We start from the raw sequence: 26,191 nt of genomic DNA on the forward strand, positions 1-26,191 counted from the left end.
GCCGCTTGTCGGCTACGCCGACCCAGAGAGAAATCTCTCTGGGACACTCTTCTGCTCAACTCTGAAAGTCCGCTAGTCGCTTAGTTCGGCCGTTCTTCCACAGAAAGGGCATGCCGCGGCAGCGGCCGGATCGAACTCTTCGTCCTCGTCATCGCTCCGGAACGCTTCGGTCTGGCGGAATCCGCAGTCAGGGCACTTGTGTTCCCACGAGATGATCTCGAGTTCATCGTTTTGAAAGTGATTCTGCTGGCACGTCAAAAGTTCCGAGCCGCACTTGGGGCAACCGCCAATGGTGATACGCTCGCGAGACATAAGCTCTTACTTCCAAGGACAAAAAAAGCAGGCCCCTAAAGAACCTGCTAATAGTATGAACCATTTCACTTCGCGAGTCATCGCGCATCAAAAGCCGCGAGCGGCGATGACGTCTTCGAAGTCGCGGAGGTGGTAGCCGACGCCGGCGAAGTCGAGGACGCGGCAGAAACCACGCAGGGCCACGCCGAACCCGTCGGGACCGCTGAAGCCGCCGAACTGACCGCCACCTTTGACGTGGGGTTCCAGGTCGCAGAAGACGCCGGGGATGCCGCGCTTCTTCAACTTCTTTTCCAGCTTCGGAATCGACAAGGCAAAGTCCCGCATGATGCGTTCGTAGGCGCTATCACCCAGATCGGACGGGACGAAGTTCTTCAAAGCGTCTTCGTCGATGTGCCCCTTTTCGCCCACGGGCTTGGTGATTTTGTAGTCTTTAACGTGCATCCAGCCCATGCCTGGCTTCATGACGACGTACTGGTCGTATACTTCGTCAGGCGTGTAGCCTTGGCAGACGAGGTTGCCGGCGTCGAAGATCAGCATCATGGCCGGGTGATTCACCTTCTTATGAATCTCGGCGAGGATGTCGCCGTTCTGGCCGATCAGGTTGGCTTCGACTTCCAAGCCGAAGGTCAGATCGCTACGGTGGCAAGCCTCGGCGATTTGACCGAGTTGGTCGACGGCCTGGGCGATGTGGTCTTTCGGATCGGTTCCCTTGGGGTGATAGAACGAGAAGCCGCGGATCAGTTTGGTCTCGAACGCATGAGCCAGTTCGCACGCCTTGCTGACGTCCTTCTCCAGGTACTTCTTGAAGGGAACGAAGCGGTTCTTGGTGCCGTCTTCCTGATCGAGCAGCTTGACCTTGCCGATGGGGGAGCCCAGGGACGAAACGTTCAGGCCGTACTCGCCTTCCAGCGTTCGTAGCTTGGCGATCTCGGCCTTGGTCAGCTCCATGACATTCTTGATGCCGTTGCCGACGTCGATGAAGCGAATGCTGTAGTATTCCAGCCCCAAAGCAGCGAAGGCGCTGAACTGTTGTTCGGCCGTCTTCTGGTTGGCAGATTCGTCAGCAAAACCGGTCAAAATCACTTGGGACGTGGTCATGTCGTCATTCCAGCTCGTGTCGCGTAACAATTCTCTAGTGCATTAAGGTTCATGCACGGGAAGTGGTATTGTGAATGCCAGGACACGCCGTCGCAAGTGCCCCGCGAAAAGAGGGGGATGCTGTGGAGGGCTAAGACCGTGGAAGAGAGAAGAGTAACCACGGATTACACGGATGAACACGGATATAGAGAGAAGGATACCGGGCTCGGGAAACACGATTGAGAACCTGCCGTTAGCGTTGATCAGGCACGATCCGTCAAGTACTTTGAGGGATCTACCGAATGAGCGGCCAAGGATCCTCGTCGCTTTCATCATGCCAAATCTAGCCTCTTCTGGTGAGTGGAGAACAAAGTGGGAAGCCTCCGAATTGTTGCGATTGCTGCGTGCATCCTCTGGGCTAATGCCACCATCGCCACGGCCGGGCCGTGGCAGGCCAACGGGTTCAAAGTGGGGGAAGTCTCGGCCACCACGGCGGTCGTCTGGACGCGCTTGACCAAGAATCAGGATCGCATCGATCGCCCCGAAGTACAGCCGATCATCTATTACCGCAATTCAAAAACAGGGAAGCTGCTGCTCAAACCGGATGACGGTCGGGAGGACTGGATCGTCGAGAACGTCGACAACAGCGTGGCCAATAAGGACACCGTGTACACGCCAGTGCCGAAGTATCCCGAAGGAGAGTCGCTTGAGACCGTCGACGGAGCGGTACCAGGTGCCCCAGGCCAGGTTCGCGTGCGGTACCGGGCGCACGGTAGCCAGCCGTGGCAAGAGACCCAGTGGGTCACCGTCGGTGCGGAACAGGATTATACCCATTCGTTTCGGCTCAAGGATCTGAAACCGGGAACACGCTACCAGGTGATCGTCCAGTCTCGTCTGGAAGAGGGGCATAGCGGAGCGACGCTCACTGGTGAGTTCGGAACGGCACCGGCGGCTTCGGAGGAAAGGGCCGTTTCGTTTGTGGTTTCCACGTGTCAGGCCTATATCCACCAGGACGATCGCGAAGGGGGCTTCAAAATCTATCGCGAAATGGAGAAGCTGCATCCTGACTTTTTCGTCCAGTGTGGTGACTTCGTTTACTTCGATCGCATGGCGAAGAATCTAGACCTGGCGCGGTGGCATTTTCATCGCATGTTCAGCCTGCCGTTTCTCCGTCAGTTTCACCAGGTGGTGCCGTGCTACTACATGAAGGACGATCACGATACGTGGATGGACGATTGCTATCCGCAGATGGAATCGGTCTTCATGGGGACGTTTACCTTCGAGCAAGGGAAACAGTTGTTTCGGGAACAATTGCCGATGAGCGAGCTTCCCTATCGGACGTTTCGCTGGGGGAAGGATCTGCAGATCTGGCTGGTGGAAGGGCGAGAGTTTCGCTCAAACAATAAAGACCCTGACGGTCCCCACAAGACGATCTGGGGGGCCGAGCAGATGGCATGGTTCAAGCAGTCAGTGACCGAGTCGGACGCGACCTTCAAGATCCTGATGTCGCCGACGCCGATTGTGGGGCCTGACCGCGAGAACAAGTTCGATAACCACTCCAACGTCAACTGGAAGCACGAAGGGGATATCGTCCGCCAGTTCATCGCCCAGCAGAAAAATATGTTCGTGGTGTGTGGTGATCGACACTGGCAATTTGCTTCGGAAGATCTGGAGACCGGCATCCGTGAGTTCTCGTGCGGCCCTGCTTCCGATGAGCACGCCGGCGGGTGGACCAACGATATGGTTCGGGCCGAACATCATTATCTGAATGTCACCGGAGGCTTCTTAGGCGGCTTTGTGGAACATCAGGATGGCAAGCCGACGTTGACCTTTCGCTATTACGACGTGGCAGGGAAACCACTGTATGAGGAAACGTTCACCGCGAAGTGATCACAAAGTGCCCAGGGCAAATGCAGGCAAACTTTTCTCGTGACCCGCACGCGTTCTTTCCGATGAAGAAAAGAGGCGAGCCAGTACCAACGAGAAAAGGGAGTCAGCGGTGTATTGCTCGAACTGTGGCGTCAAAGCAGGCGGCAACTTTTGTTTTCAATGCGGAAGTCGACTTCAGTACACGGAAGACGTCGTCTCAGAAGACTTGATACCGACGATTGAGTCTTGGGACGAGGACGCCGACTACGAACGCATTGCCCGGCATCCCGACGTACGTACTGCCATTGCCAGCCATGCAGCGCAAGCACGGCCAGGGCTCTCGGCGGAAGCATTGATGGAGATCGCCGACAAGGTGGTTCCCATCGGCATCTCTTACTCCGCCGTGGCATCGATCGCCCAGCCGATGTGGGCCTCGTTGGGCGTGCGAACCGGCAAGCAGCGCTCGGCCGTTCTGGCGTTGCCGATCGGACGAGTCATGGCCCGCGTGCTGTGCAGCCTGGCCAAGAATCAACAGGCGGTGCAGCGGGTCGAGCAAGAGGCGGACGGATGCACCATCCAGGCCGAGTTGCCGTCGAGCATCTGGGCGATGCAAGGAATCTTGACCGTCAAGCTCGCCCGGCAAGACGACGGCTGCGTCGTCACGGTCGCCACCGATATCCCTGGCCAGGCATTCGACTGGGGAATGAGCCAGCGATGTTTGGATACATTGCTGCAAGAGATTCAGCAAGATCTGGGCTTACCGCCCGGCGAGCCGCGGAGTCAGGCCGCTTAGCGAAGTCGTCGCGACCTGATTTTTCCCATGCCTGTCCTTAAATCACCGTCAATTCATCCGGGGGCGTTTCGTTGTAGTGTTCGACGGTGATGGTCGAACTGATGCCGCCGCGGGGGGTGAATTCGGCTCGGACTTGCATCCAGCGGGGCTGTAGGCACTCGACCAGGTCGTTGAGGATGACGTTGGTCACGTTTTCGTAGAAGATCCCCTGATTGCGGTAGGCCTGCATGTACATCTTCAGGCTCTTCAGTTCCACGCACAGGGCTTCGGGAATGTACGTGATATGAATCGTGCCGAAATCAGGCTGACCGGTTTTGGGGCAGACCGAAGTGAACTCAGGCACACTGATTTCGATCTCGTAATCTCGGTTGGGATGCTGGTTCTCGAAGGTTTCGAGAAGTCCGCGATTCTCTTCTGACACGGTCCGATTCTCCTCATTGATGGGTAAACTGCTATTTTGGAGGCAAACAAGTCTCCTGGCTAGACCCGGCTTTGGGCGGAGAATTCGATATTTTCCCTTGCGGTCTGCCGAACTTGCTCCACACGAAGTCGGTCTTGGCGGGTATCTTGAAGGATTCCACCAAGCACGCTTCTGACCAGCGTGAAGGACGGAACACTCGAATGTTGCTTCCCGGGACGGTTTCTCGCGCACTCAAGAGCGACGAATCATTCAACAAGCGGACCTGTCTGCGTGCGAATAGCTGAAATTTATCCATCGATCCAGGGCGAAGGCCTACTGACCGGCGAACCCAGCACGTTCGTCCGGGCCAGCGGTTGCAATTTGCGCTGCTGGTTCTGCGATACGCCGCATGCCTCGTGGAACCCCGAAGGGGAAGATCTCTCGGTGGCCGAGATCTTGGGCCGCATCGAACTGTTGGAAGTCGAAAAGGTGGTGCTTACCGGCGGCGAGCCGATGCTTTTTGCCGAGATGATTCCGCTGTGCGAGGGAATCCGGCGTTCGGGCCGCCATATCACGATTGAAACGGCCGGGACGCTGCATCTTCCCTTGCCATGCGATTTGATGTCGATCAGTCCCAAGCTTTCCAACTCAATACCGGATGCCCAGGACTTTCCGCGGTGGTACAAACGGCACGATCAGACGCGCGATCAACCCGAGGTGATTCAGCGGCTGATCGATGAGTTCCCGTATCAATTCAAGTTCGTGATCGATAAGCGGGAAGACTGCGACGAGGTGCTGACCTACCTGGGGAGGTTCCCCGGCATTCTTCGCGACCGGGTCTACGTGATGCCGCAAGGAACCGAACAGACCCAGTTGGAAGCGACTACCGAGTGGCTCAAGCCGTGGTCCCAGGAGCACGGCCTGCAGCTTTGCCACCGCAAGCAAATCGAATGGTTCGGATTTGCTCGCGGGACTTAGTCTTCTTCGTCGTGTTCGACGGCGTGCGACAGCCCGTGCGGATTGATGATTTCATCGTTGAAACGCTTTTCCAGGCGTTCGCGGCGATGGTTCTTCACGTGCTGGTAAATCACGGCTGATTGCAGCCACCAGAAGACGGTCACCACATACGCCAGGCACGCCCCAGCAAACGAAATGCTGAGGTAGCTTGGCGAGAGATAGTGCAGGAAGAAGCCAGTGCCCAGGGCCAGCATCGAAACGACTAGCTTCGATTTGCAGAGCGACTCCCAGCGATTGATCGTCGCCGAATCGATTGCCGCTTTGGCCGTTTCGTTGGCCAGTTCGCGCAGCTTACGAATGTCGGACGTTTGTTCCGGAGCATAGCGAGACGGGACGAATTCTTCCCGCGTGATTGGGCGGACAGGCTCCGATTCTTTCGCCGGTTCTGACTGGACGACGGGCTCCGCCGCGGTTGGCTTTGGTTTGGGTGGCGGTTCCGGCTCGCCCGTCTTGGCTCGCATGCGGGCCAGAAGGCTTTGCATGTAATCGTCGATCGAGATGTCGTCGTCGCTGCCGGTCGAAGGCTTCGGCTCGTCAGCCGGAGTATCCGCAACCGGCTCATGCGACTCCCATTCCGTTTCTGGTTCCTGGGGAGTTTCTTCTTCCGGGAACTGGAAGTCGGGGAAGCTGGTCAGGCCAGTCATTGGATTCGCGGACGGTGCTTCGTCTTCTGCAGGCGACTGTTCTGGAATCTCGTCTTCCGACTCGTCGTACGAAGACTCCTCGGGCATCGTCGGCGACGGCGTATCCCGGAGAATGCCCATCGAACGCAGGTGATTCATCGCCGACTGCTCTTCCTCGGTCGGTTCTGGTTCTTCGTGGCTGCTCTGCAGGTCGGCCAGGCGACGTTCGTCTTCCAGCTGGCGACGGATATCCAGGCACTGTTGCCGGGCATCTTCCAACTGGTTCTTCCAATTTTCCTCGATCTCTTTTTGCTGGTTGATGGTCTGATGCAGCTCGAGGTTTTGCTGACGCAGTTCCTCGAGTTGAAGCTTCAGATCGTCGCCACGCAGTGTCGCGTCCTCGAGTTGGCTCCGCAGTGTTTTCAGTTGCGACTCGTACTGGGCAGCTTCTTCTGGGGGCATACCGCTTGGTTGAGCGTTTTGACCATCGACCAGCTGTTGTTCCAGTTCCGCGATTTTGCGGCTGAGGTCTTCCGAGTGCTGCTGCCGCTGTTCGAGTTCCTGTTGCGTCCAAGCCAGTTCACTCTCGGCGTCTTTGAGCGAGTCACGGCTTTCGTTCAATTCACGCGAGGCGTCATCGTAAGCAAGCCGCAACTTGGTCAGTCGCGATGCACCTAGTTCGTCTTCTTCGTTCGACTGGCCGTCAAGCTGCGAAAGCTGCTTGCGAACGCCGCGCAGGTGGGAAAGAATCGACTTCACGCGGTTCTTGCCGATCTTGCGTGCGGAAATCCAACGCTCGCGCAGACGTTCTTCACGCGATTGAAGTTCGCTGGTCTGTTCTTTTAGATGTGCGATCAACGCTTCCGACTCTTGCAGGTCGGCCTCGAGACGACGGTGCCGTGCCCGCTCTTCTTCCGTGGCATCGGCGTTGGCCGTCAGCTCGCGGCGAATCTCGTTGACTTGATTCTGCTTGATCTCCAACTGTTCGCGCAGCTCTTCCTGAATCGCGTTATTGCTGGTGATCAGGTTGCGAACATGATGGAGCAGTAGGCGAGCGCGCTGGTTGTGCCGCTTGCGGCGCTCGGCACGTACCTGCGCGGTTTCTGCTTCCACGGCTTGGGCGGCATCGCCGGCGTCGGCTTCGCGGGTCAACAGCGAATCGACCATCTGCTGCGTCTTATCGAACTTCGCCTGCAGCTCGCTGAAGGAGTCCTTCTGCTTGCGGACCACGTCCAATAGACTGCGAATCCGACGATTGGATCGCTTCCGCAGCTTTCGTTGCGACTTCGATTGGTTGGGGGGCGTTGGGGAGGCGGCAGTCGTTTCGGATTGTTGGTCTTCCAAGACCTCGAAGCTCAAGCTTCCCAGGCTCAAGCGATCACCGATGCGTAGCCAGGCCTCGCTGATCGTATCTCCATTCACGCGCGTGTCGCGGGTCCACGACTTCACGATCATGCCACTTGAGCCGCGATAGATCACGCAGTGCTTGGGCTGAACGTCGGCGGCAATCAGGCGCAACTGGCAATCTGCGGACGATCCGATCAGGCATTTGGGCGCATGGACACGAATGATCTGACCATCACGCTCGGTCCCTTCAATCTTTAAGACCAGCGCCGAGGTCGACTTTCCGAGAAGTCGAGAATCGTGTTTCGATCGGGGGGCGACGTTGTTTTGGACCATGATATTGCTTGAAAAAGGTAGGGATCCGCTGGCGAATCCGGGATTGTCGCTGACGCGGCAGTGCTACTACTGCCTGGCGGTTAGCGCCTATTTCGCTAAGGCATATAGGTCACGCAGACGGTAAGGTCAAAGCAGTACCCCGAGAGAATGGGGCGGTCAAAAAGGGTTCACCCGGTGAATTTTGATAGGTTTCCGACGGCAAAATGACGATGATCGGATTGCGTCTACCGATCGCTTTGCAAGGATTTCGACCCGCTTTTCACAAGAGGAAAGTGTCTTAAACGTGAAATCGGATTGACTTCTTTGGGGTTACCGGGTGGTACCTGAGAAAGTTAAGTACGGCGTAAAGTATTTTATAGAAAGCAATTAGATCAATTTGCAGGATTTTGCCAGGGAACGAGAAACAAGGGAAATTTTTCTCGGTTACTGTCCCACAGGCGTACTATAGTTGCGTGACGACAAATCAATGAAAGATTTGCCCGCCAAATAGGGGGGCCGAAAACCGCGAACAGAATCGCGAAAAAAGCGGCCCATTCAAATACTAGGCAGGGGCGAAACGAATCGCTAAAAATACGACTTTCCTGCTCGTAAGGTGACACCATGGCACGGTCAAGAGACGAATTTATCAGCAAGATGAAGGAGATTCTCCTTCGCCGTCGCGACGCCCTGCGTAAGGCGCTCGCCGGGGACTTGAGTCTGCTGAAAGAACTTGAGCAGACATCGGGCGACGTCGTCGACTTCGCACTCGATTCGGTCCAGGACGAACTCAGTTCGCAGTTGGCCGAAGTTGAAAGCCGTGAGTTGGCGAGCATCGACACCGCACTGGAACAAATCAAAGCCGGCAAGTACGGGGAATGCGAAGGCTGCAGCGCTACCATTCCGATCGCTCGCCTGCAGGCGCTTCCCTACGCCACTTTGTGCATCAAGTGCCAACGCGAACTGGAAGAACTCGGCCCCGATGGCGTCAGTTGGGCTCAGACCGACGACACCCAAGCCGTCAACTAACGCACGGCCACTACAATCGGAAAACTTTCTACGGGATGAGACCAAAACTCATCCCGTTTTTCTTTTCCTGGTTCCACTGCTAGCACGATCTAACTTGTGTGGTGCGATTCATGATGGGTTGCGTCCCGACGACTCCCCCGGTTTGGTAGCGATGTTATGAGATATTTCCTTGCTCTTTCGCTTGTCTTCCTGGCTGCTGGTATTTCGGCCGGACAGGACGTCAATTTCATTTCCGCTGATCGCGCGGCCATGCGGGAAGAGATTCTAGCCGAAGCCGATCTGCTCGAGCGTCAGCTCAACCACCTCAAGCGGGTCGTTAGATACGTACGCCCCTCGATCGTGCATATCGAAACGACGATGGCCGGCAACGGGTTCTCGAAGTCGAGCGAAGTCGATGAGGCAGGTGCCGGAATCATCTTCAAGCACGACAAGAGCTTCTTCGTTCTGACCAATCGCCATGTGATCAACCAGGCACCACTGGAACGGATTCGGATCTATCTGGAAGATGGTCGGCATATTCGCGCCAAGCGCGTGCTGACTGATCGAGATACCGATGTGGCCGTCGTGGAAGTCGACGCCGATCGTCTGATACCTGCCGAGGTGGGTGACAGTTCCCAGGTGGAAGTCGGTGAGAAAGTCTTTGCGGTCGGCAGTCCGTTTGGTCTCAGCCAGACGGTCACCTACGGAATCATCAGCGCCGTCGGAAGGCGTAACCTTCAGCTCGGTCGACAAGGTTTGAAGCTCCAGAACTTTTTTCAGACCGACGCCGCGATCAATCCGGGTAACAGCGGTGGCCCACTGATCAATCTTCGCGGGGAAGTAATCGGGTTGAATACGGCGATCGCCAGTAACTCAGGCGGGAATGATGGAATTGGCTTTGCGATTCCCATTCATGCGGCCCTAGGCGTGGCCGAACAACTGATCGAAAAGGGTCAGGTTGCCAGGGCTTTTTTTGGTGTGCGTATGGATGCCGACTTCGATGCGGCAGCTGCCAAAGAGGTTGGCCTGTTCCGGGCTCGCGGCGCAAAGGTCAGCGGTGTCACGCCAGGCTCACCTGCGGAGGCCGCGATGATCCAGGTCGGCGACGTCATTACCAAGTTCTACGGCCAGGAAGTGGAAGACGACCTGCAGTTGATCAATATCGTCAGCCTGTGTCCGCTGGACGAAGACATTCGTTTCGAGATCTACCGCGACGGTAAGTTCATCGAAAAGACGGTACGCCTGGCGGCTCGTAACCGGTTTGAAAGCTAACGCGAGCGAGGCGACTATCCCGCCGTTTCTTTCACGGCTTCGATAATCCCTCGAATGATGCAGTCCTTCACTCCGGCGGCATCCACGCTGGTCATCACTTCCATGTTCGGCGTCCAGGTACGCACGGTTCGCTGATCGAAGATGGTCGCGCCGAGCGTCAGGTCTCCCTGCGTTTCGACGTCGCCGGCCATCGGAACCGATTCAAAGAGTTCCGGCTGCAGCAAGGCAACCAGCGCGACCGCGTCGTCCAGGCAGATCCCTTCCTGGGCCAGGTGACGCCTGTGAGAACGGAAGTAGAAGGGCAGAATCTGATTCAGCAGGTCCGTGACCCGTGATTCTTTCTTGGGAATATGATCCAGCAGGTCGATCCCGAAGGTGACCTGGCTGGTGATATCGAGTGGAACCAGGGTTTTGGTCGTCTTCGAGTGCAGCACGCGACGCGCACTTTCGGCATCGAAATGGCAGTTGAATTCGGCACAGGGAGTTACGTTGCCGATTCCATTGACCGAACCTCCCGTGATGATGATTTGTCCGACCTGCGAGGCGAACGTGGGGTCGCGCTGCAGGCAGTTGGCGACATTGGTCATGGGCCCGAGGCAAAGAATGGTGACTTCGTCGGAAAACGCTCGGACTTCGTCGCTGATCAGTTTGTCGGCCGAATGCGTTTGATGCAGCTTGGCGACGTCCAGATGGATTTCCGCCAGACCGTCGCTCCCATGCAAGAAGGTCGAATCGACCGGCGGGGCAAGCCTTGGCCCAGGCCCCATGGCAATGCGAGGACGCCGCGGCGGGTCGAGACACTCGATGAGGGCTTGCAGGTTAGTATACGCTTGGTCGGCGTTGACGTTTCCGGCGGTGGAGGTGATCGCCAGGACGTCCAGACGCGGATCAAAGAGGGCGATCATGAGCGCGATGGCGTCATCGATGCCGGGATCACAGTCGATAATGACCTTCCTGGACATAGTGGACGGAACCTCCTGCCTTCCTGGTGCGTGTTCGTGTGGATGCCGACTTTGGGGGTGTCGTGCCCATTTGCGGCAGGGCATGAATCGTCCAAGTCCGGTTCAACGCGTGCCGAATCAGCAGCTAATCGGACGGGCCACCTTCGTCGACAACGTCATGTTATAACAGTTTTGACCTCACGCTGGCAGAGACATCGCGGCTAGGACAGGGGTACCGTGGGGACTAAAATGACAAATTTCGCATGCGCACCAGGCTAAACCCGGGGAGTTGATCGGTTGTCACACTCAGAAGTAATCGCCAAGGTACGGTCCGGGACAGACCTTTCTCTCGAAGAAATGGCCGCCGCCATCGGTCAAATGATGGAAGGGGCATGGAGCGACGACGACATCGGCTCGTTGCTCTTGGCCTTGAACGACAAGGGGCCATGCGTCGACGAAATCGCCGGTGCCGCGACCGCCATGCGCAGTCATATGGTCACCATTAAGTCCCCCAGCGAAGATTTCATCGATACCTGCGGCACCGGGGGGGATCGCAGCGGAACGTTCAATATCAGCACGGCAACCGCCTTGGTTATTGCCGCCGCCGGGGTAACGGTCGCCAAGCATGGCAATCGTAGCGTAACCAGCAAATCAGGCAGCGCGGATGTGCTTTCCCGCCTGGGGGTCAACATCGAGGCGGACGTTCCGACGATCGAAAAGTGCCTGAACGAAGTCGGCATCTGTTTCTGCTTCGCGCCTCTGATGCATGGCTCGATGAAGCATGTGGCCCCAGTGCGAAAGAAGCTGGGCGTCCCGACGATCTTCAATCTGCTGGGTCCCCTATGCAATCCAGCGAACGCGCCGTATCAGCTACTGGGTGTCGGCCGGCCGGATTATCGAGAGCTGCTGGCCAGTGCTCTGCAGAAGCTGGGGACGACCAAGGCGGTGTTTGTGACCGGACGCGATGGCATGGACGAAGTCACGATCAGCGACGTCACCGACGTCACGATCGCTACGCCAGGCGGGTTGGTACCGATTGTCTGGCAGCCGGAAGAATTCGGCATCCAACGGCAAGGCAAACAGGACATGCTGGTTGATGGGCCAGAGGAAAGCGCGGCCATGATTCGTCGTGTCCTTTCCGGAGCGAAGGGGGGAGCACGCGACATTGTCGTGATCAACGCCGCCGCTGCGCTGTGGACCATTGGCAAGAATGACTCGCTCAGCGAATGTGCACGACTCGCGGAAATCGCCATCGATAGTGGAGCGGCCGAGAAGACGCTGGCCAAGCTGGCGGAGGTCAGCTGCGGGTGAAGTCAGCAGCAGGTAAGACCTTAGTCATTCTGATTCTGGCGGTCTGCGCGGCCCATGCCATGGTGCATGTGCTGGAAGGTTCGCTGCCGTGTGTCGAGCAGTCGATTGCCACGCAGTACGATGTCAGCTCGGCAACCACCGGCTGGCTGCAAACCGTGTGGCGATTTCCGTGGGGCGTCGGGGCGTTGGCGGCCGGTTGGCTGGTCGATCGCTACGGGGCCAAACGGATGCTGGCACTTTACTTGATTGGCGGAGGCGTGACCTGTTTCACGTCGATCCTTTTGCCGGGGCTTCCGCTTCTGTTCGCTTCGATGTTTCTGATGGGGGTGATGGCCAGCATCTATCATCCGGCTGGACTGGCGCTCCTTTCGCATGAGACGACGCCGGATACGCTGCCCAAAACGCTCGGATGGCACGGCGTATTCGGCTCGCTGGGGATTGGCGGCGTACCGCTGATCGCCGCCGGCGTCCTTTCGATGACCCATTCGTGGCACGCTTTTTATGCGGTGCTGGGGGTGATGTCGATTGCGATCGGCATGGTGTTCGTCTACCTGACACTCCAGTCACCAGAGCGGGTCTTCTCGAAAGTCGATCAGGCAGCCGCCGACGATCACGGTAACTGGGCCAGCTTTGGCGTGTTGTTGGTCATGTCGAGCTTGATCGGATTGTCGTATCACGGCGTGATGAGCTTTTTGCCTCGCTTCTTGTCCGACGCCAAGGTCCTCGGGTTTCAAACCAACGGGGAGATTGGCGGGAACATCCTGGCAGCCAGTTCGCTCATCCTAGGTTGCATTGGCCAATACGCGGCTGGCCAAATGGCTCGTCCGAAGCGGCTGGAATTTCAATTGATGTTGATTTGTGCCGGGACCGTTCCGTTTTTGATTGGAATGAGCTTTGCCCCCGTGCAGTGGAAGTGGTACTGCGTGGCTGCCTGGGGGATGATCTTCTTCATGCACCAACCGGTGTTCAATAGTTTGATCGCCAAGTACACGCCCCGTTCGCGACGGAGTCTCTGTTATGGGGTCTCATTCGCCGTCGGCAATGGGATCGGAGCTATCGCGGCCGGCCTGGTCGGGGAGAACACCCATTTGCAGTCCGCTTACCTGGGATTGGCTGGATGCGCGTCGCTGGCGGCATTAGCCGGGCTGATTTTATGGGTTCGCGCGACCAGAAACCCTCCGATCGGGCCAGAAAACTCGTGAGAACAAAGATTATCCTTTGCTTTCCCGGTCCGGGTAAGGATAATCGGGGAATCTGAGGAAGGCTGGCTCCATTGACCTCCCTAGTGGTCCTTATCTAACCTTCTAGGGGTTCCAACTTTTTCATTCGTATCATCTTGCGATTTCTAGAAAGCCGACTCCATGGCGATCAAATACCATTACTTACGAGTCAAAGACGTGCAAGACGTCGTTGTTGCCGAATTCATCCAGTCTTCAATCTTGGACGAAACTGCGATCGATCGCGTTGGGAAGGAATTCGAGCAACTAATTTTGGAAGCCGCCACGGCCAAGAAGCTGCTGCTTAACTTTCGTGCCATCGAATACATGTCGTCGGCCATGATCGGTAAGCTGATTTTGCTGAATAAGAATTGCAAAAATGCGAAGATCAAGTTCAAAGTTTGCAATGTGACCGGCAATATTCTGGAAGTCTTCCAGATTATGAAGATTGGCAAAGTGATCGACATCCAAAAGGACGAGAAATCCGCCATCGCTGCGTTCAGTGGGCCCTCGATCGGCAAGTGGTTCGGGCTGAGCTAACTACGGCAATCTTCAAGTCGATCCAGTTTGTTTGTCTTGCCGTAGTTTGCATCCGGCAAGGCTGCGTGGGGGGAATCTATTTCCACCCTTCGAAAGTTGAATGCTTTTGCTAGCATTGCTGGACTGCCAGTTCGCTCTTAGCGCCGCGTAAGCGTTTGCGTAAGATTCTGCGAACTTGGACACCATCCGTTTAGAAAGCGTCGAGTTGCCTGTGCGCCAAGCGTACTGTGCAGCTATCAGGGCACATGCCTAAGCATACTGAAACGTCAGAAGAGAAATCGCTTCTCGCGAGGCCCTTGGCCTGGGGAACGCGTTTGGTAGTGCGCTTTCCGATCGTCGTGCTGTTGGCGGCCTTCCTGGTGGCGGGGCTCTGTGTCTTCTACGCGACCAATCACCTGGGGTTCAAAACGAGTCGCTTGGATTTGATCAACCAGCGAAGCGGTTTCAACCAGCTGTGGCTCGAGTACCTCGACCAGTTCGGTGCCGATGACGATGTGGTCGTCATCATTGAAGGACCTGGCCGGGAAGAAATCGTCCCGGCGCTGGAAGACCTTTACACCCAACTGATGGCCCAAGATCAATCCTTCTACGCCGTGCTGCACGAACGCGGTCTGAGCAAGGTACGCGAAAAGGGGCTGCACTTTCTGCCAGAGACCGACCTGACGAAGATCGATCAACAACTGCAGCGTCTGCGTCCCGTGATGCAAGGGCAATGGGATTCGATGGGGGTCGGCCAGTTGGCCTACAACTTGAATCAGCAACTGCTCTTCGCCCAGCGTCAGCCGGAATCGTCCCAGGCCCAGATGATGGCCGAGCAAAGTCGCCAGCAACTAGACCGTTTGGCGAGCAATCTTCTGGCGGCGATGGGGCAGGGGGAATCGCAAGGCTCGGTCCTCGTGCCGCCTAACGATTCGCTCAATGCGTTGAGCCAGATCGACTCCGATTATTTTTTGGCCAATGAAGGACAGCTCGGGCTGATCTTGCTGCGATTGGTGAAAGACAAGTCGGAACTCGCCCAAGGGAAGGAAGCGATCGCGCAGCTGCGGAGCATTCTCGATCGGTTCCAGGTGAAGTACCCCGGGCTCAAGTTTGGGCTGACCGGGCTTCCGGTGATGGAAAACGACGAGATGGAACGCAGCCAGGTCGATATGACCAAGGCCAGCGCCATCAGCCTGGTCGGCGTGGCCTTTTTGTTCATGGCCTCGTTTGGTGGATTGCGGCATCCGTTGTTAGCCGTCGTGGCCCTGCTGGTAAGTATCGCGATGTCGGTCGGCTTCGCGACGGCATTTGTCGGCCATCTGAATATCTTGAGCGTTTCTTTCGGCGTAATTCTGATCGGGCTGGGCATCGACTTTGGCGTGCACTACGTGGCGCGATATCTCAAGGAAGCGGAAGAAAAGAAGACAGGCGATGCCTTGGTACAGACGGCTCGCGACATTGGCCCTGGGATCGTTACCGGCGGTTTGACGACGGCGGTCGCGTTCTTTACGGCGTCCCTTACCGATTTCACGGGCGTGGCCGAACTGGGCATCATCGCTGGGGGGGGCTTGCTGGTTTGTTTGATTGCGTCGATGACCGTGTTGCCGGCCTCGATTCACCTGGCCGATCGGCATCGCAATCGATATCAACTGCCGAAGCCGCTGCATCTTGATTGGTGGGTATTGCCGCTGCTCAAGACCCCCAAGATTACCCTTTTAGCTACGCTGGTGGTGGTGGCCCTTTTGGCGATCGGCGTGCCGAAGCTTCGCTACGATCACAACCTGCTGAACCTGCAACCCAAGGGCCTGGAGAGCGTTCAGTGGGAAGAGAAGCTGATCAGCGACACCGATCGCAGCGTCTGGTTTGCCTTGTCGATTGCCGAGGACCGCGAGACGCTGCTGAAGCGTAAAGAGAAGTTCGAAGCGTTGTCGACCGTGAATCGTGTCGAAGAAATTGCCTCGCTCATGCCCGATAGCTCGCCGGAGAAACTGGTCATGATCGAGGATCTCAATCGACGGCTGAAGAAACTGCCGGAGAACGTACCGACCATTTCCGTTCCGCAGGCCGCGCATCTGGGTCAGGTGCTGGCCGACTCGCAGCGGCTTCTTTCACCCGAAGATCCTGCCGCACAACATACCTATCGCCGCCTGGCACAAATCCGCGAACTGTTGCGCGGAATGCCTGAGCCGAAGTACAACGCGATCATCTCTCAGTTCCAACAACGAAACGCAGGCGAGCTCCTTCAGTGGCTGCACTCGCTGGCGGTGATCTCAAACCCGGAACCTCCCACCATCGGCGACCTGCCGGAAGCCTTGGTTTCTCGATTTGTGGGCAAGAACAATCAACTGCTGCTGCGGATCTATCCCAACGCGAGCATCTGGGATATGGACGCGCTCGAAGGTTTCGTCAAGCAAGTCACTTCGGTCGATTCCAAAGTGACCGGTCAACCGCTGCAAACTTTTTACGCTTCGCGGCAAATGCAGCGGAGCTACATCCACGCGGCGATTTACTCGCTGATTGCGGTGATGATCATTCTGTTGATCGACTTCCGCAGCATGACCAACACGATCTTGGCACTCACGCCGGTGGGGCTGGGGATGCTGATGCTGTTTGGCATTCAGGGATTTGCCGACATTCCTCTGAACCCGGCCAATATGATTGTGCTGCCGCTGATCCTCGGTATAGGCATCGACGATGGCGTTCACGTGGTGCACGATTACCGGCGACAAAGCCGCGGGTACTCGCTGGGGGCTTCCACGGCGACCGGCGTGATCATCACCTCGCTCACCACGATGATTGGTTTTGGAGCGTTGATGCTGGCCGATCACCGCGGTCTGGCCAGTCTCGGACGCGTCCTGACGATTGGCGTCGCGTGCTGTCTGTTCACTTCGCTGGTCGTTTTGCCGTGTCTGTTGACCATTCTTTCGGGCTTCCGCCGTGAAGTGCCGGAGATCGATTCGACCAGCTCGCCGGCACGGGAACGGCCTCGGGGACGCAAGCTGGCGAGCATTCCCGACGAGCCGAAATCGCACCCGCACAAAGAACCGTCTCGCGAGGATGCCGATTCGCGGGAGTCGCTGGATGAACCGAGGCCGAAGCGTTAAGTGCTTTTCTGGCATGGCCTTGTGGCGATAGCAAACGGTTCCGGGGAACTCTCGCCGAACCCCCATTAGGGCTTTCGGTTCGTCTTGAAATCGCTATACTAAATAGATTCTGAACCAGAATTTGGCGCAGACTCTTTAGTTTGCCCTCCATATCACGTATTTTCACCACAAGGTAAGAACCATGGCCAAGCCACATCGTAAGTTGAAGAAAGCCAATCACGGTGCCCGTCCTGCGAATGCGAAAGCTCGCAAGTCGAAGCGTAAGAACATCAAGACCTAAGCAGATCTTGTTGGTTTTGACGTTCCGGCAGAAGATCTGGCCGACGTTGTTGAAATAACCCTGTTTTGTTCCTTTTCGGTAGCTGAAGGATTCACGGTGGCGCGAGAAGACCTGATTCTCGACCCTGCGTCGATCGACTTTGACAACGTAATCGCCGATCTCGAGGCGGTTCGGAAGACTAATCCTCAGCGATACGAGATGGAACAGCTTTCCGGCATCGTTTATGACGATGTCGAGGCAGGCATCTGTGCGGGATACATGGATATCGCGCAAGATGCTTTTTGGGTTCGAGGACACATGCCTGGTATGCCGCTCATGCCAGGCGTTTTAATGTGCGAAATGGCAGCCCAGGTCAGTACCTGGTATGTCGTGGTGCACGACTTGATGCCCGGCAAGCGAATGGGTTTCGGTGGCTTGGATGAAGTCAAGTTTCGTGGAATCGTTCGCCCTGGTGATCGACTGCTGTGCGTGCTTAAGCAGACTCGCTATCGCCCCAATCGGATGCTCGTGTGTGCCTTCCAGAGTTTCGTTGGAAACACGATGGTTGCCGAAGGCACGATCCGAGGCATTCCGTTGCCGGACCAGATCTGACGCCGGTCCTGGGGTGCGGCCGCGACATTTGTGCCTGTTCTCTGCTGGTAACTCCCCATGCTTTTCCCACTGATCGATGAAAACCCAACGCGCCGTTGGCCGTTCGTGACGGTGGGACTGATCGCGATCAATACGTTGCTGCTGCTGGGGATGCTCGGGTTAGACCCCTTAGAGCATAACCGCTTGTTCCTCGAGTATGGTTTCGTTCCGCAGCGTTTTACCGAAGCGTTGCACTCGGGCGAGGCCGTTCAGATCGACCTGAAGGATCTGTTGCAAGATTCGCCTGAGGCTCGTGAGGTGCTCGATAAGAGCCAAGAGAACTCGATCGTCACCTTGCCTGGCACGATGTCGGCTGCGTTGGGAACGATCTTCTCCTCGATGTTTCTGCACGCAGGGATCGCGCACCTGGTAGGCAACATGTGGTTCCTGTGGATCTTCGGCAACAACGTGGAAGACCGTCTAGGGCATGTCCCTTACTTGTTGTTCTATTTGCTGGGGGGCATTTTCGCGGCACTGACCCATTGGATCACGGCCACTTCGACCGGAGCGTTGATTCCGACGGTTGGGGCCAGTGGAGCCGTCGCCGTCATCCTGGGCGCGTACGCGGTGACTTACCCCAAAGCTCAGGTTCGCTGCGCGTTATTTCTGTTCGTCATCTTCTTCATGATCGACCTGCCGGCGCTGGTTGTCCTGGGTATCTGGATCGCGTTTCAACTGGTACAGGGACTGGGCGCCTTGCATGTGGGGCTCGACGGAGGCGTTGCCTGGTGGGCACACATCGGCGGGTTCCTCTTTGGCATGGCGATCATGCCGCTGCTGTCGCGGATGATCCCCGACACGACCTACTCCGCCGTTTTGAAACAGGAACGATCGTTCCAGTTTGATCCACGTCGTCACGACGAATTCCGTTTTTAGTTTTATCGATTACCAATCCATTATGGGCCGCAAAGCACTTCCCAAGCTGAAACCTGACGTCGACTTCTCCCAGCACTTTTTCGAGTCGGACATTCTCGAAACGCGCCCGGACCTGCAGTCCTACTTCCCCACGCAGCAGCCGCTAGAGGTCGAGGTGGGGACCGGCAAGGGGCTATTCATGAAGAATGCTTCGGGCCAATGCCCTGAGCATAACTTCCTGGGGATCGAGATCGCATTCAAGTACGCTCGGTTTGCCGGATACAAACTGGCCAAAGAAGGGCGCACCAACGCGATCATGCTGCATGGCGACGGGCAGAAGATCTTTCGAGAGACGATCCCCTCAGGCAGCCTGGAGGCCGTGCACGTCTATTTTCCCGATCCGTGGTGGAAGACCAAGCATCATCGTCGCCGCCTGATGAACGAAGAGTTCTGCCAACAGATTCAGCGTGTTTTGCGTCCCGGCGGCAAGCTGCACTTCTGGACTGACGTGCTGGATTACTTCGAGATGGCCGTCGAAACGCTGCACCAGGCCACTACGCTTCAGGGGCCGATCGACGTCGAGGAATCGCCAGCCGAGCACGACCTCGATTACCGCACCCACTTCGAGCGGCGGATGCGGAAGAATGATATGGACGTGTTTCGCAGCCAGTTCTTGAAGCCGGGAGCTTAACGCCAGAGCTGCTCGCTCTTGAGAGAAATCCCTCTCCCCTCGAAGGAGAGGGGACTGGAATTGGCTAGGCCCCGGTGGATTGGGCGGCTTGTTCTTCGGCTCGGCGTTCGTACGTACGGCTGTTGTTGGCTTCCTGGTCCTTCGTTTCCAGGGCAATCTGATAGAGCCGTTCGCCCCCTTCGGTTGGGTACTGGCCGGTGATGCATGCTTGGCAAAGGTCATCGCTCGAAAAGTTCACGGCCCGGGCTATGGAGTCGACCGGCAAGTAGCGAAGCGAGTCCGCTCCAAGCTGCTGGGCCATCGCTTCCTGCATCTCTTCGGTCAGCAGGTAGCTGTCTCCCATGAACTTCGGCGCGAACAGCTCGCTGATGGTCGACATGTCGATGCCATAGAAGCACGGGGCGATGATCGGAGGACAAGCCACGCGAACGTGGATCTCTTTCGCTCCGCCACGTTCACGAAGTCGGTTGATCAAAACCTTCATCGTGGTGCTGCGGACGATCGAGTCCTCGACGAGGAAAATTCGCTTGTCTTCGAGCACTTCCCGCAGTGGAGTGTATTTGATTTCCGCGGCGCGGCGACGCTTGCTGCCACTTTCAATGAACGTTCGACCCGAATACCGGTTGCGGATCAGACCCTCTCGGGAAGGAATGCCAAGCTTGAAGGCCATCGCGTCGGCCGCGGCCTTGCTGGTATCAGGCACGGGAACCACGATCGTGTTGCCGTCGTCCAGTGGGATGTCGTTTCGCTCGCGCTCGATGGCGGCGAGTTCTTCCCCCAGGTTCGTGCGGCTGACGTAGACGCTTTGATTGTCCAGCGTACTGGCCACGTTCGCGAAATAGATCCACTCGAAGAAGCAATGTGCCGTCCGCTTCGATTCGATGAACTGTTTGACCTCGATCTTGCCATCGGTGATCGTGACGGCCTGACCTGGCTCGACGTTGCGGATTTCGTCCTCTTCGAAGCCGATGTTGATCAACGCGACACTTTCGCTCGCCGCGGCGAACAGAGGTCCGGATACTGCATAACAAAGCGGCTTGATGCCGTAAGGATCGCGGGCCACGAGCATTTCGCCGTAGGCATTGAGCATGACCATGCTGTACGCCCCATCAAAACGCGGTGCCGCGCGTTTGAGGGCTTCGAACATGGTGATCCGCTTTTCACCGGTCATCTCACGGCTTAGCTCGTGCATGATGATTTCGGTGTCGGTCTCGCGGCTGAGATGGTGATCGTCGTCGGCCAGCAGTCGGTCGCGGAGTTCGCTGTAATTAGAAAGCTGCCCATTGAAGGCAAAGCTGAACCACTTGTGCTTCACCAGGTGGTGTCGCTCGAACGGCTGGGCGTAGCTGCGGTCGTCTTGCCCACAGGTTGCATAGCGAACGTGACCGATCGCCGCGCGGCCGGCGTATTCCTTCATGAGCGATTCGCTCTTGCCGCGGTGCGACAGGCGGAAGACTTCCTGGACGGTCCCGATGTCGCGGTGCGTATCGATCAGTTGGTTACGGTTAGGGTGAAAGGTGGTGAACCCAGCAGCCAGTTGACCTCGATTCTGGATATCGAGCAGCATTCGCGGCATGATCCGCGAGACTTCATTGGGGCCTTGATCAGGACAGAGAGGGCTTTCTTCGTCGCTGGGGAGGTGATAAATCGCCGCGATACCACATTCGTGGAAGAGTTCACTCATAGAATTTCAGTTCGATCCTGCCGAGTTTACAGAGATCACCGTAGCGGGATCACTACGAGAATCGCTGTAGCTAGGTCGCCGTGTATGGGGGCGTGGGCCGGAAATAGCAAGCACGCAATCATTCTAGGGGCGAAGATGCGAATCCTCAACCGTCGCCGACACGAACTCTCGGATTCCCCCAATCCTTTTAGGCAACTGGGTGGGAAGCATTTCCGGCAGGGCGGACTATCCTTGCATAAAGCCGATTCAATGGGGGATTCGACTCGGGGGATCGATTCCAAGGTGGGACAGTTCCTGAAAGCGTGAACCCCCATGGCAAGTGGCTCGTCAGGCTCTAAGATATCGTTACCAACCTACTTAGTGCCTTCTTGAAACCTTGCCACCATGACCGACTTGCTGCGGCAGGAAATCGCTACCTCGGCCCACACGATCGTCGTGAAAGTAGGGACGCGCGTTCTTACGACCGACCAAGGTGTACTTAGTGAGCAGCAGATCACCCAACTGGGGAGGCAGCTCGCTCAGTTGGCCGCGTCAGGGCGACGCATGGTGTTGGTGTCCAGTGGTGCGGTCGGAGCTGGAATGAGTCAGCTCGGTTTGACGCAGCGTCCGACCGACCTGGCTAAGCTGCAAGCCGTGGCGGCCGTGGGACAGGCCAAGCTGATTGAGCTATACGACCGCGTGCTGCGAGATAACGGCTGCCATGCCGCCCAGGTACTACTCACGGCGGAAGATCTCGACGACCGGACGCGTTACCTCAACATCCGCAACACGCTGCTGAGCGTGCTCGATTTCGGCGCGATCCCGATCATCAACGAGAACGATACCGTCGCGGTCGAAGAGCTGATGCTCACGTTTGGTGATAACGATCGCCTGGCGGCTCGGGTGACCAATCTGCTGCGGGCCCCGCTGTTGGTCCTGCTTTCTGATGTTCAGGGGCTCTACAACGGATCGCCGGAACTGCCGGAGTCGAAGCTGTTGTCGGTCGTGCCCAAGCTGGATGAAGAGGTCATGGGCTTTGCCCGTGATAAGAAGACGGGGCATTCCAAAGGGGGCATGGCCAGCAAACTGGAAGCTGCCCGAATGGTGACCTCGACCGGCGAGAACATGATCATCGCCTCGGGACGCCAGCCTGACGTGCTGCCGCGCCTTCTGGCCGGTGAAGATCTGGGCACGCTCTTTCTCGCTCAAGGCAAAGCGGTCACGCCACGCAAACGCTGGATCGGGTATTCGGTGCAACCACGCGGCGAACTGGTGGTCGATGACGGGGCGGTCAAAGCACTGGGAGAGAAGGGGAAAAGTCTTCTGCCGATTGGTGTTACCGAAGTTCGCGGAACGTTTCAGAAAGGGGACGTCGTTCGTGTCTGCAATGGGCAAGACCAGGAAATTGCCCGCGGCCTGACGAACTATACCTCGGAAGAGATCGCCAAGATCCTGGGCAAGCGAACCGACCAGATCGAAGGGATTCTAGGGCATCACCCGTACGATGAGATCATTCATCGCGACAATCTGACGGTGAGCCGGGTCTGAATAGATCACCAGTCTTCTGGGGATTCAACGCCTGATATCGTTTAATCCTGAGCATTTGGAGCCAATTTGCGAAATAAATGGCAACGCTGGCTCGGTATGCGTGACAACCAAGTTGTCGAGGCGAATTTCGAATCACGGCGATGGTCATTTCTTAGCAATGGGTCGCCAGAATCGGAGCGACTCGCTGGTCGTCCTGGAGATGACCTCATCCCATCTACTTGTCGATGAAGGAACACTCTTGTCACACGCTTTATAAACGGGGGAAGATTTACCGTGATTGGTTACGAAATAACGGCCCGATGCCAAAAGCTGAATTATGCTCGGACTTACAGCGGTTGGTTCGAGGGAGATCCAAAACTCGAGAGTAAAGCCAAAGAAGTCGCCGCGAAGGCGGTGGTTAAGCAAGTCGCCAAGCAAGGGGTCAAACTGCTGGTCAGTGCCAGCGCGGGCAGCGTGGTGACGGTGGCCGACATCGTCTCGAAGCCGCTGCAAGGGCTCGGTTCGGCAGCGGGGCAATTGATCGCCGACAATATCTTGAAAATCAATCGCATCCTGGCCGCCGAGGGGCTCTTGTTTAATGACATGGCCGTCAGCTTGACCGGCGACTTCGAAGGAGGCTACCGGATCAACACCGACGAAGACCTGAAGAAGCTGCCTTACTTGTTGGCGCTGATTCCCGAGAAAGGAACGACCGATTCGTTCATGGGGGAATCGGTCCTGGAGATGACCATGATGTCCCACATCAACTTTGCTCGATATTTGCGTCAGTTCCACTTGAAGATTGGATCGAAGCAGACGCTGTACCACCTGGAAGTCAATATCGACGTGTGATCGCGCTGGGGTCGTGGCGTTGTCAAAAAAAACGGGAGGCCGATGACCTCCCGATGATGTTGGGTTTCCATTCTGTTGTCCGTCATGGCGGACGTCTACGAAGAACTCTTCTTCGGGAAAAACCGTTCCAAGTGTTCTTCGCTAGGTGGTTGCGTCATCAGCGATACGACGATCATCGCGACTGCCGCCGCCGGGACCATCGTCGCCACCGGCATCATGCCGAAGACGGTGAAGTGGGGATTCAACGCCATGTCGCTCATGTAGAAGAACAAACACCACAGACTGATCGCCGTAATCACGCAGGCATAAGCACCCGCCTTGGTGAGACGCTTCCAGTACAGAGCGGCGAAGACCAACGGGAACAAGCTTGAGAATCCGCTGAAGGTCCACACGCCCAGTGTGAACACGCGTCGCGGTTCGTACAGGCTGAGGATGTAGGTGACCGCCACGATCGCGATGATGAAGCAGCGTGCGATGATCAGAACCTGTTTGTCGGTGAAACGTTTCTTGCCGCCGTAATGGACGACGATGTCCTCGGTGAACATCGTGCCGATGCAAAGGAACTGGCTGTCGAGCGAAGACATGATCGCCGCCAGAACGCCTGCGGTGAGCAGACCGCTCAGGAACGGACCGCTCATGTTCGCCACCATGAACGGCAGCACCGCGTTGGGGTTGAAGTGGGGCGGAATCAATGCCCGCTCCGTGCCAGGCACGACTGCGGACGTCGCCCAAACGCCGACCAGCACACACGGAATCCAAACGATGGCAATGAACAGCGGGTGAGCCACCACAGGGAGCTTAAAGCTCTGGGCGTTCTTGGCCGTTAGCCAGTGCTGGAACAAGTGGGGAAACATGCCGACCGAGAGCGGAATGAACATGTACGTAATGAACACCAGCATCGACATCGCACGCGGTTCTTCAGGCGACCACTTGGTTGCCCGGTAGACGCCGGCGGTTCGCTTACGGGTCCATTTGGTTCCCAGTTCTGGCTTGTCGGGATTGATCAAGTCGTTGGGGTGACCCATGTTTTTGTTGTAGATGGGATCGGTGTAGGCGGCCAGAACGGCATCTTCGTTACGTTGATACTCGTTCAGTTCGTGACCTGTCATGACCTCCTTGTCCCACCACTGGGGTTTTTCTTTCGGCATGATGCGGTCGTCTTGCTCGATGTAGGCATCGTTTTTTTCGGCGATGGAAAGGTCGATCAAGTTGCTGGCCACGGCAAAGTTGGCTTCGGCTCGGGCTTTCCAGTTGCCGATTGGCGGGCCTTTGTAATCCGCGATCGCCTTTTCTTTTTGTTCAGGCGTCAGCAGTTCGCCGTTAGCCTTCTTGTTGGCATAGTTGTACTCGGCCAGCGACTGCCACGTGGCGAACGCTTTCTCGTATTTCTGTTCGTCCGACTCGGCGACCGATCGCATCAGCTTGGATGGGTTGCGTTTTTCGACGGCTTCGGACGCTGCTTGGACGCCTCCCAGGTTATCGGAAATGACCCAGAAGGTGATGATCCCCAAGATCATGAACACGATCGTCTGAAAGGCATTTGCCCACGCCGTACCACGCATGCCGCCGAAGAACACGTAGATCAGCACGACGATCGAAATGACCAGGCTGCCCAGCCAATTCGGAACGCCGTAGTCGTATTCGGCAAACATGTTCGTGAAAGCACCTTCGCTCACCGCGCTCACCACGGTTCCCGAGGCCATCACGCCAATCAGCAGGTAAGGAATGACCAGCCCGACCAGGATCGGGAACAGCAAGATGCCGATCTTGTCGCTTTGCAGGCGGTCGCGGAAGAACTGGATTTGCGTCGTGTAGCCATACTTCTTGCCCAGCGACCACAGCTTGATCCCCAGGACGAAGAAGCAGAGCGAGTGGATGATTCCGCTAGAGGACGCCAGCAAACCATACACGCCGACCCCTTCGGCATAGGCTTCGCCGGTCGAACCGACCAGCGCGAACGCGGTCATCGTGGTGCCGAACAGGCTCATCAAAAGCAAGAACGGACCAATCGAATGGCTGGCCAACATGTAGTCTTTGCTGGAGCCGCGAAACAGCATGCTGGCGAAGATGCCCAAGGCCAACAGCAAGACGAGATAAACGCAGATGACAATCAACGGTACCATTATTCGCCCCCTTCCGATTCTTGCTGGGCTTCTTCAATCAGATCGGACGGCCAGGCAAAGATGGTGGCGAGAAACCACACGAGGCCTGCTCCGACCGAGATACCAGCTTGCCACAGGAGCGTGATCGGCATGAAGCCACCAACCAAGGTACGATCGTCCCAGTACCAAAGATCTTGATGGAGGATGATGAGGGCTACGACCAGTAGCCATACCACGTATCTCATGGGTATGCGGCCTTCATGGTGGAGTGGGGCGGGCAAAACACGTTGAGAAGACAGTTGGTTAAACAACTATCGGCACATTCTAAACGCCCCCGCAGCGCGATGCCAGACCGAGTTGGTCACTTTTCCTCGGAGTTCAGGCGGTTGGGGAAGATCGTTTTGCATTGGAGATTTACCGGGAAGGCTGGTAGACTGAAATGCGTCATCCGGCCCGATTCCCGCCCTGGGAT

The 26,191-nt window shown here is 56.8% G+C and carries 23 protein-coding genes; 15 read left to right on the forward strand and 8 right to left on the reverse strand.

Going from position 1 to position 26,191, the window contains the following annotated elements; genetic code table 11:
• Nucleotides 1–72: 72 nt before the first annotated feature.
• Entirely contained in the window at nt 73–312 is a 240-nt protein-coding gene (locus tag Pan97_RS04335; protein WP_144970916.1) for a hypothetical protein, read from the reverse strand.
• A gap of 87 nt (nt 313–399) precedes the next feature.
• Nucleotides 400–1,410 (reverse strand): sugar phosphate isomerase/epimerase family protein, encoded by a 1,011-nt coding sequence (locus Pan97_RS04340; RefSeq protein WP_144970917.1) that lies wholly within the window; start codon nt 1,408–1,410, stop codon nt 400–402.
• A 351-nt stretch (nt 1,411–1,761) separates the two neighbouring features.
• Between Pan97_RS04340 and Pan97_RS04345 the strand changes: the two genes are divergently transcribed.
• Together Pan97_RS04345 and Pan97_RS04350 are read left to right on the forward strand one after the other, a co-directional pair.
• Nucleotides 1,762–3,279 (forward strand): alkaline phosphatase D family protein, encoded by a 1,518-nt coding sequence (locus Pan97_RS04345; RefSeq protein WP_196782278.1) that lies wholly within the window; start codon nt 1,762–1,764, stop codon nt 3,277–3,279.
• Between the two features lie 109 nt (nt 3,280–3,388).
• Nucleotides 3,389–4,051 (forward strand): hypothetical protein, encoded by a 663-nt coding sequence (locus Pan97_RS04350; protein WP_144970918.1) that lies wholly within the window; start codon nt 3,389–3,391, stop codon nt 4,049–4,051.
• A gap of 37 nt (nt 4,052–4,088) precedes the next feature.
• Here the strand turns inward: Pan97_RS04350 and queF are convergent, their stop codons facing one another.
• A complete protein-coding gene (queF, locus tag Pan97_RS04355) occupies nt 4,089–4,472 on the reverse strand; it encodes a preQ(1) synthase (protein WP_144970919.1) in 384 nt (127 codons plus the stop codon).
• 270 nt (nt 4,473–4,742) lie between these two features.
• On the opposite strand from queF, the gene Pan97_RS04360 reads away from it, so the two are divergent.
• The gene (locus Pan97_RS04360; protein ID WP_144970920.1) at nt 4,743–5,429 is read left to right on the forward strand and encodes a 7-carboxy-7-deazaguanine synthase QueE; all 687 of its coding nucleotides are present in this window, start codon (nt 4,743–4,745) and stop codon (nt 5,427–5,429) included.
• On the opposite strand, the gene Pan97_RS04365 is transcribed toward Pan97_RS04360, so the two are convergent.
• Nucleotides 5,426–7,771 (reverse strand): FHA domain-containing protein, encoded by a 2,346-nt coding sequence (locus Pan97_RS04365; protein ID WP_144970921.1) that lies wholly within the window; start codon nt 7,769–7,771, stop codon nt 5,426–5,428. The genes Pan97_RS04360 and Pan97_RS04365 overlap by 4 nt on opposite strands.
• A 600-nt stretch (nt 7,772–8,371) precedes the next feature.
• Here Pan97_RS04365 and Pan97_RS04370 point away from each other — a divergent pair.
• Together Pan97_RS04370 and Pan97_RS04375 are read left to right on the forward strand one after the other, a co-directional pair.
• On the forward strand, nt 8,372–8,776 hold the full coding sequence (locus tag Pan97_RS04370) for a TraR/DksA family transcriptional regulator (RefSeq protein WP_105350224.1): 405 nt from the start codon (nt 8,372–8,374) through the stop codon (nt 8,774–8,776).
• A gap of 156 nt (nt 8,777–8,932) precedes the next feature.
• Nucleotides 8,933–10,027, forward strand: coding sequence for a S1C family serine protease (locus Pan97_RS04375; RefSeq protein ID WP_144970922.1), 1,095 nt, complete (start codon nt 8,933–8,935; stop codon nt 10,025–10,027).
• 14 nt (nt 10,028–10,041) lie between these two features.
• On the opposite strand, the gene Pan97_RS04380 is transcribed toward Pan97_RS04375, so the two are convergent.
• The gene (locus Pan97_RS04380; RefSeq protein ID WP_144970923.1) at nt 10,042–10,989 is read right to left on the reverse strand and encodes a nucleoside hydrolase; all 948 of its coding nucleotides are present in this window, start codon (nt 10,987–10,989) and stop codon (nt 10,042–10,044) included.
• A 276-nt stretch (nt 10,990–11,265) separates the two neighbouring features.
• Here Pan97_RS04380 and trpD point away from each other — a divergent pair, with 276 nt between their 5' ends.
• From trpD to trmB, 8 genes are all read left to right on the forward strand, one after another.
• The gene (gene trpD / locus Pan97_RS04385) at nt 11,266–12,279 is read left to right on the forward strand and encodes an anthranilate phosphoribosyltransferase (RefSeq protein WP_196782279.1); all 1,014 of its coding nucleotides are present in this window, start codon (nt 11,266–11,268) and stop codon (nt 12,277–12,279) included.
• Nucleotides 12,276–13,481 carry an MFS transporter gene (locus Pan97_RS04390; protein ID WP_144970924.1) on the forward strand — a complete coding sequence of 402 codons (1,206 nt, stop codon included), beginning with the start codon at nt 12,276–12,278 and terminating at the stop codon, nt 13,479–13,481. The genes trpD and Pan97_RS04390 overlap by 4 nt, the downstream gene beginning before the upstream one ends.
• 159 nt (nt 13,482–13,640) lie before the next feature.
• Nucleotides 13,641–14,036: an STAS domain-containing protein gene (locus Pan97_RS04395; RefSeq protein WP_144970925.1), complete on the forward strand. Its 396-nt coding sequence runs from the start codon at nt 13,641–13,643 to the stop codon at nt 14,034–14,036.
• Nucleotides 14,037–14,281: 245 nt separating this feature from the next.
• A complete protein-coding gene (locus tag Pan97_RS04400; RefSeq protein WP_144970926.1) occupies nt 14,282–17,119 on the forward strand; it encodes an MMPL family transporter in 2,838 nt (945 codons plus the stop codon).
• A gap of 181 nt (nt 17,120–17,300) precedes the next feature.
• Entirely contained in the window at nt 17,301–17,399 is a 99-nt protein-coding gene (locus tag Pan97_RS27120) for a 50S ribosomal protein bL37 (protein WP_369299121.1), read from the forward strand.
• Nucleotides 17,400–17,495: 96 nt separating this feature from the next.
• Nucleotides 17,496–17,990 carry a 3-hydroxyacyl-ACP dehydratase FabZ family protein gene (locus tag Pan97_RS04405; RefSeq protein WP_144970927.1) on the forward strand — a complete coding sequence of 165 codons (495 nt, stop codon included), beginning with the start codon at nt 17,496–17,498 and terminating at the stop codon, nt 17,988–17,990.
• 57 nt (nt 17,991–18,047) lie between these two features.
• Nucleotides 18,048–18,905: a rhomboid family intramembrane serine protease gene (locus tag Pan97_RS04410; protein WP_144970928.1), complete on the forward strand. Its 858-nt coding sequence runs from the start codon at nt 18,048–18,050 to the stop codon at nt 18,903–18,905.
• Between the two features lie 22 nt (nt 18,906–18,927).
• Complete coding sequence (gene trmB / locus Pan97_RS04415; RefSeq protein ID WP_144970929.1) at nt 18,928–19,575, forward strand: tRNA (guanosine(46)-N7)-methyltransferase TrmB; 648 nt, start codon at nt 18,928–18,930, stop codon at nt 19,573–19,575.
• A 64-nt stretch (nt 19,576–19,639) separates the two neighbouring features.
• Here trmB and Pan97_RS04420 read toward each other — a convergent pair whose 3' ends face one another.
• On the reverse strand, nt 19,640–21,259 hold the full coding sequence (locus Pan97_RS04420; protein ID WP_144970930.1) for an amidophosphoribosyltransferase: 1,620 nt from the start codon (nt 21,257–21,259) through the stop codon (nt 19,640–19,642).
• Between the two features lie 384 nt (nt 21,260–21,643).
• Between Pan97_RS04420 and proB the strand changes: the two genes are divergently transcribed.
• Entirely contained in the window at nt 21,644–22,786 is a 1,143-nt protein-coding gene (proB, locus tag Pan97_RS04425; RefSeq protein WP_144970931.1) for a glutamate 5-kinase, read from the forward strand.
• Between the two features lie 273 nt (nt 22,787–23,059).
• Nucleotides 23,060–23,617, forward strand: coding sequence for a hypothetical protein (locus Pan97_RS04430; protein WP_144970932.1), 558 nt, complete (start codon nt 23,060–23,062; stop codon nt 23,615–23,617).
• A gap of 95 nt (nt 23,618–23,712) precedes the next feature.
• On the opposite strand, the gene Pan97_RS04435 is transcribed toward Pan97_RS04430, so the two are convergent.
• Nucleotides 23,713–25,740 carry a sodium:solute symporter family protein gene (locus tag Pan97_RS04435; RefSeq protein ID WP_144970933.1) on the reverse strand — a complete coding sequence of 676 codons (2,028 nt, stop codon included), beginning with the start codon at nt 25,738–25,740 and terminating at the stop codon, nt 23,713–23,715.
• Complete coding sequence (locus tag Pan97_RS04440) at nt 25,740–25,964, reverse strand: DUF3311 domain-containing protein (protein WP_144970934.1); 225 nt, start codon at nt 25,962–25,964, stop codon at nt 25,740–25,742. The genes Pan97_RS04435 and Pan97_RS04440 overlap by 1 nt, the downstream gene beginning before the upstream one ends.
• Nucleotides 25,965–26,191 lie beyond the last annotated feature (227 nt).

The sequence above is a fragment of the Bremerella volcania genome, assembly GCF_007748115.1.
GTDB classification, from domain to species: domain Bacteria; phylum Planctomycetota; class Planctomycetia; order Pirellulales; family Pirellulaceae; genus Bremerella; species Bremerella volcania.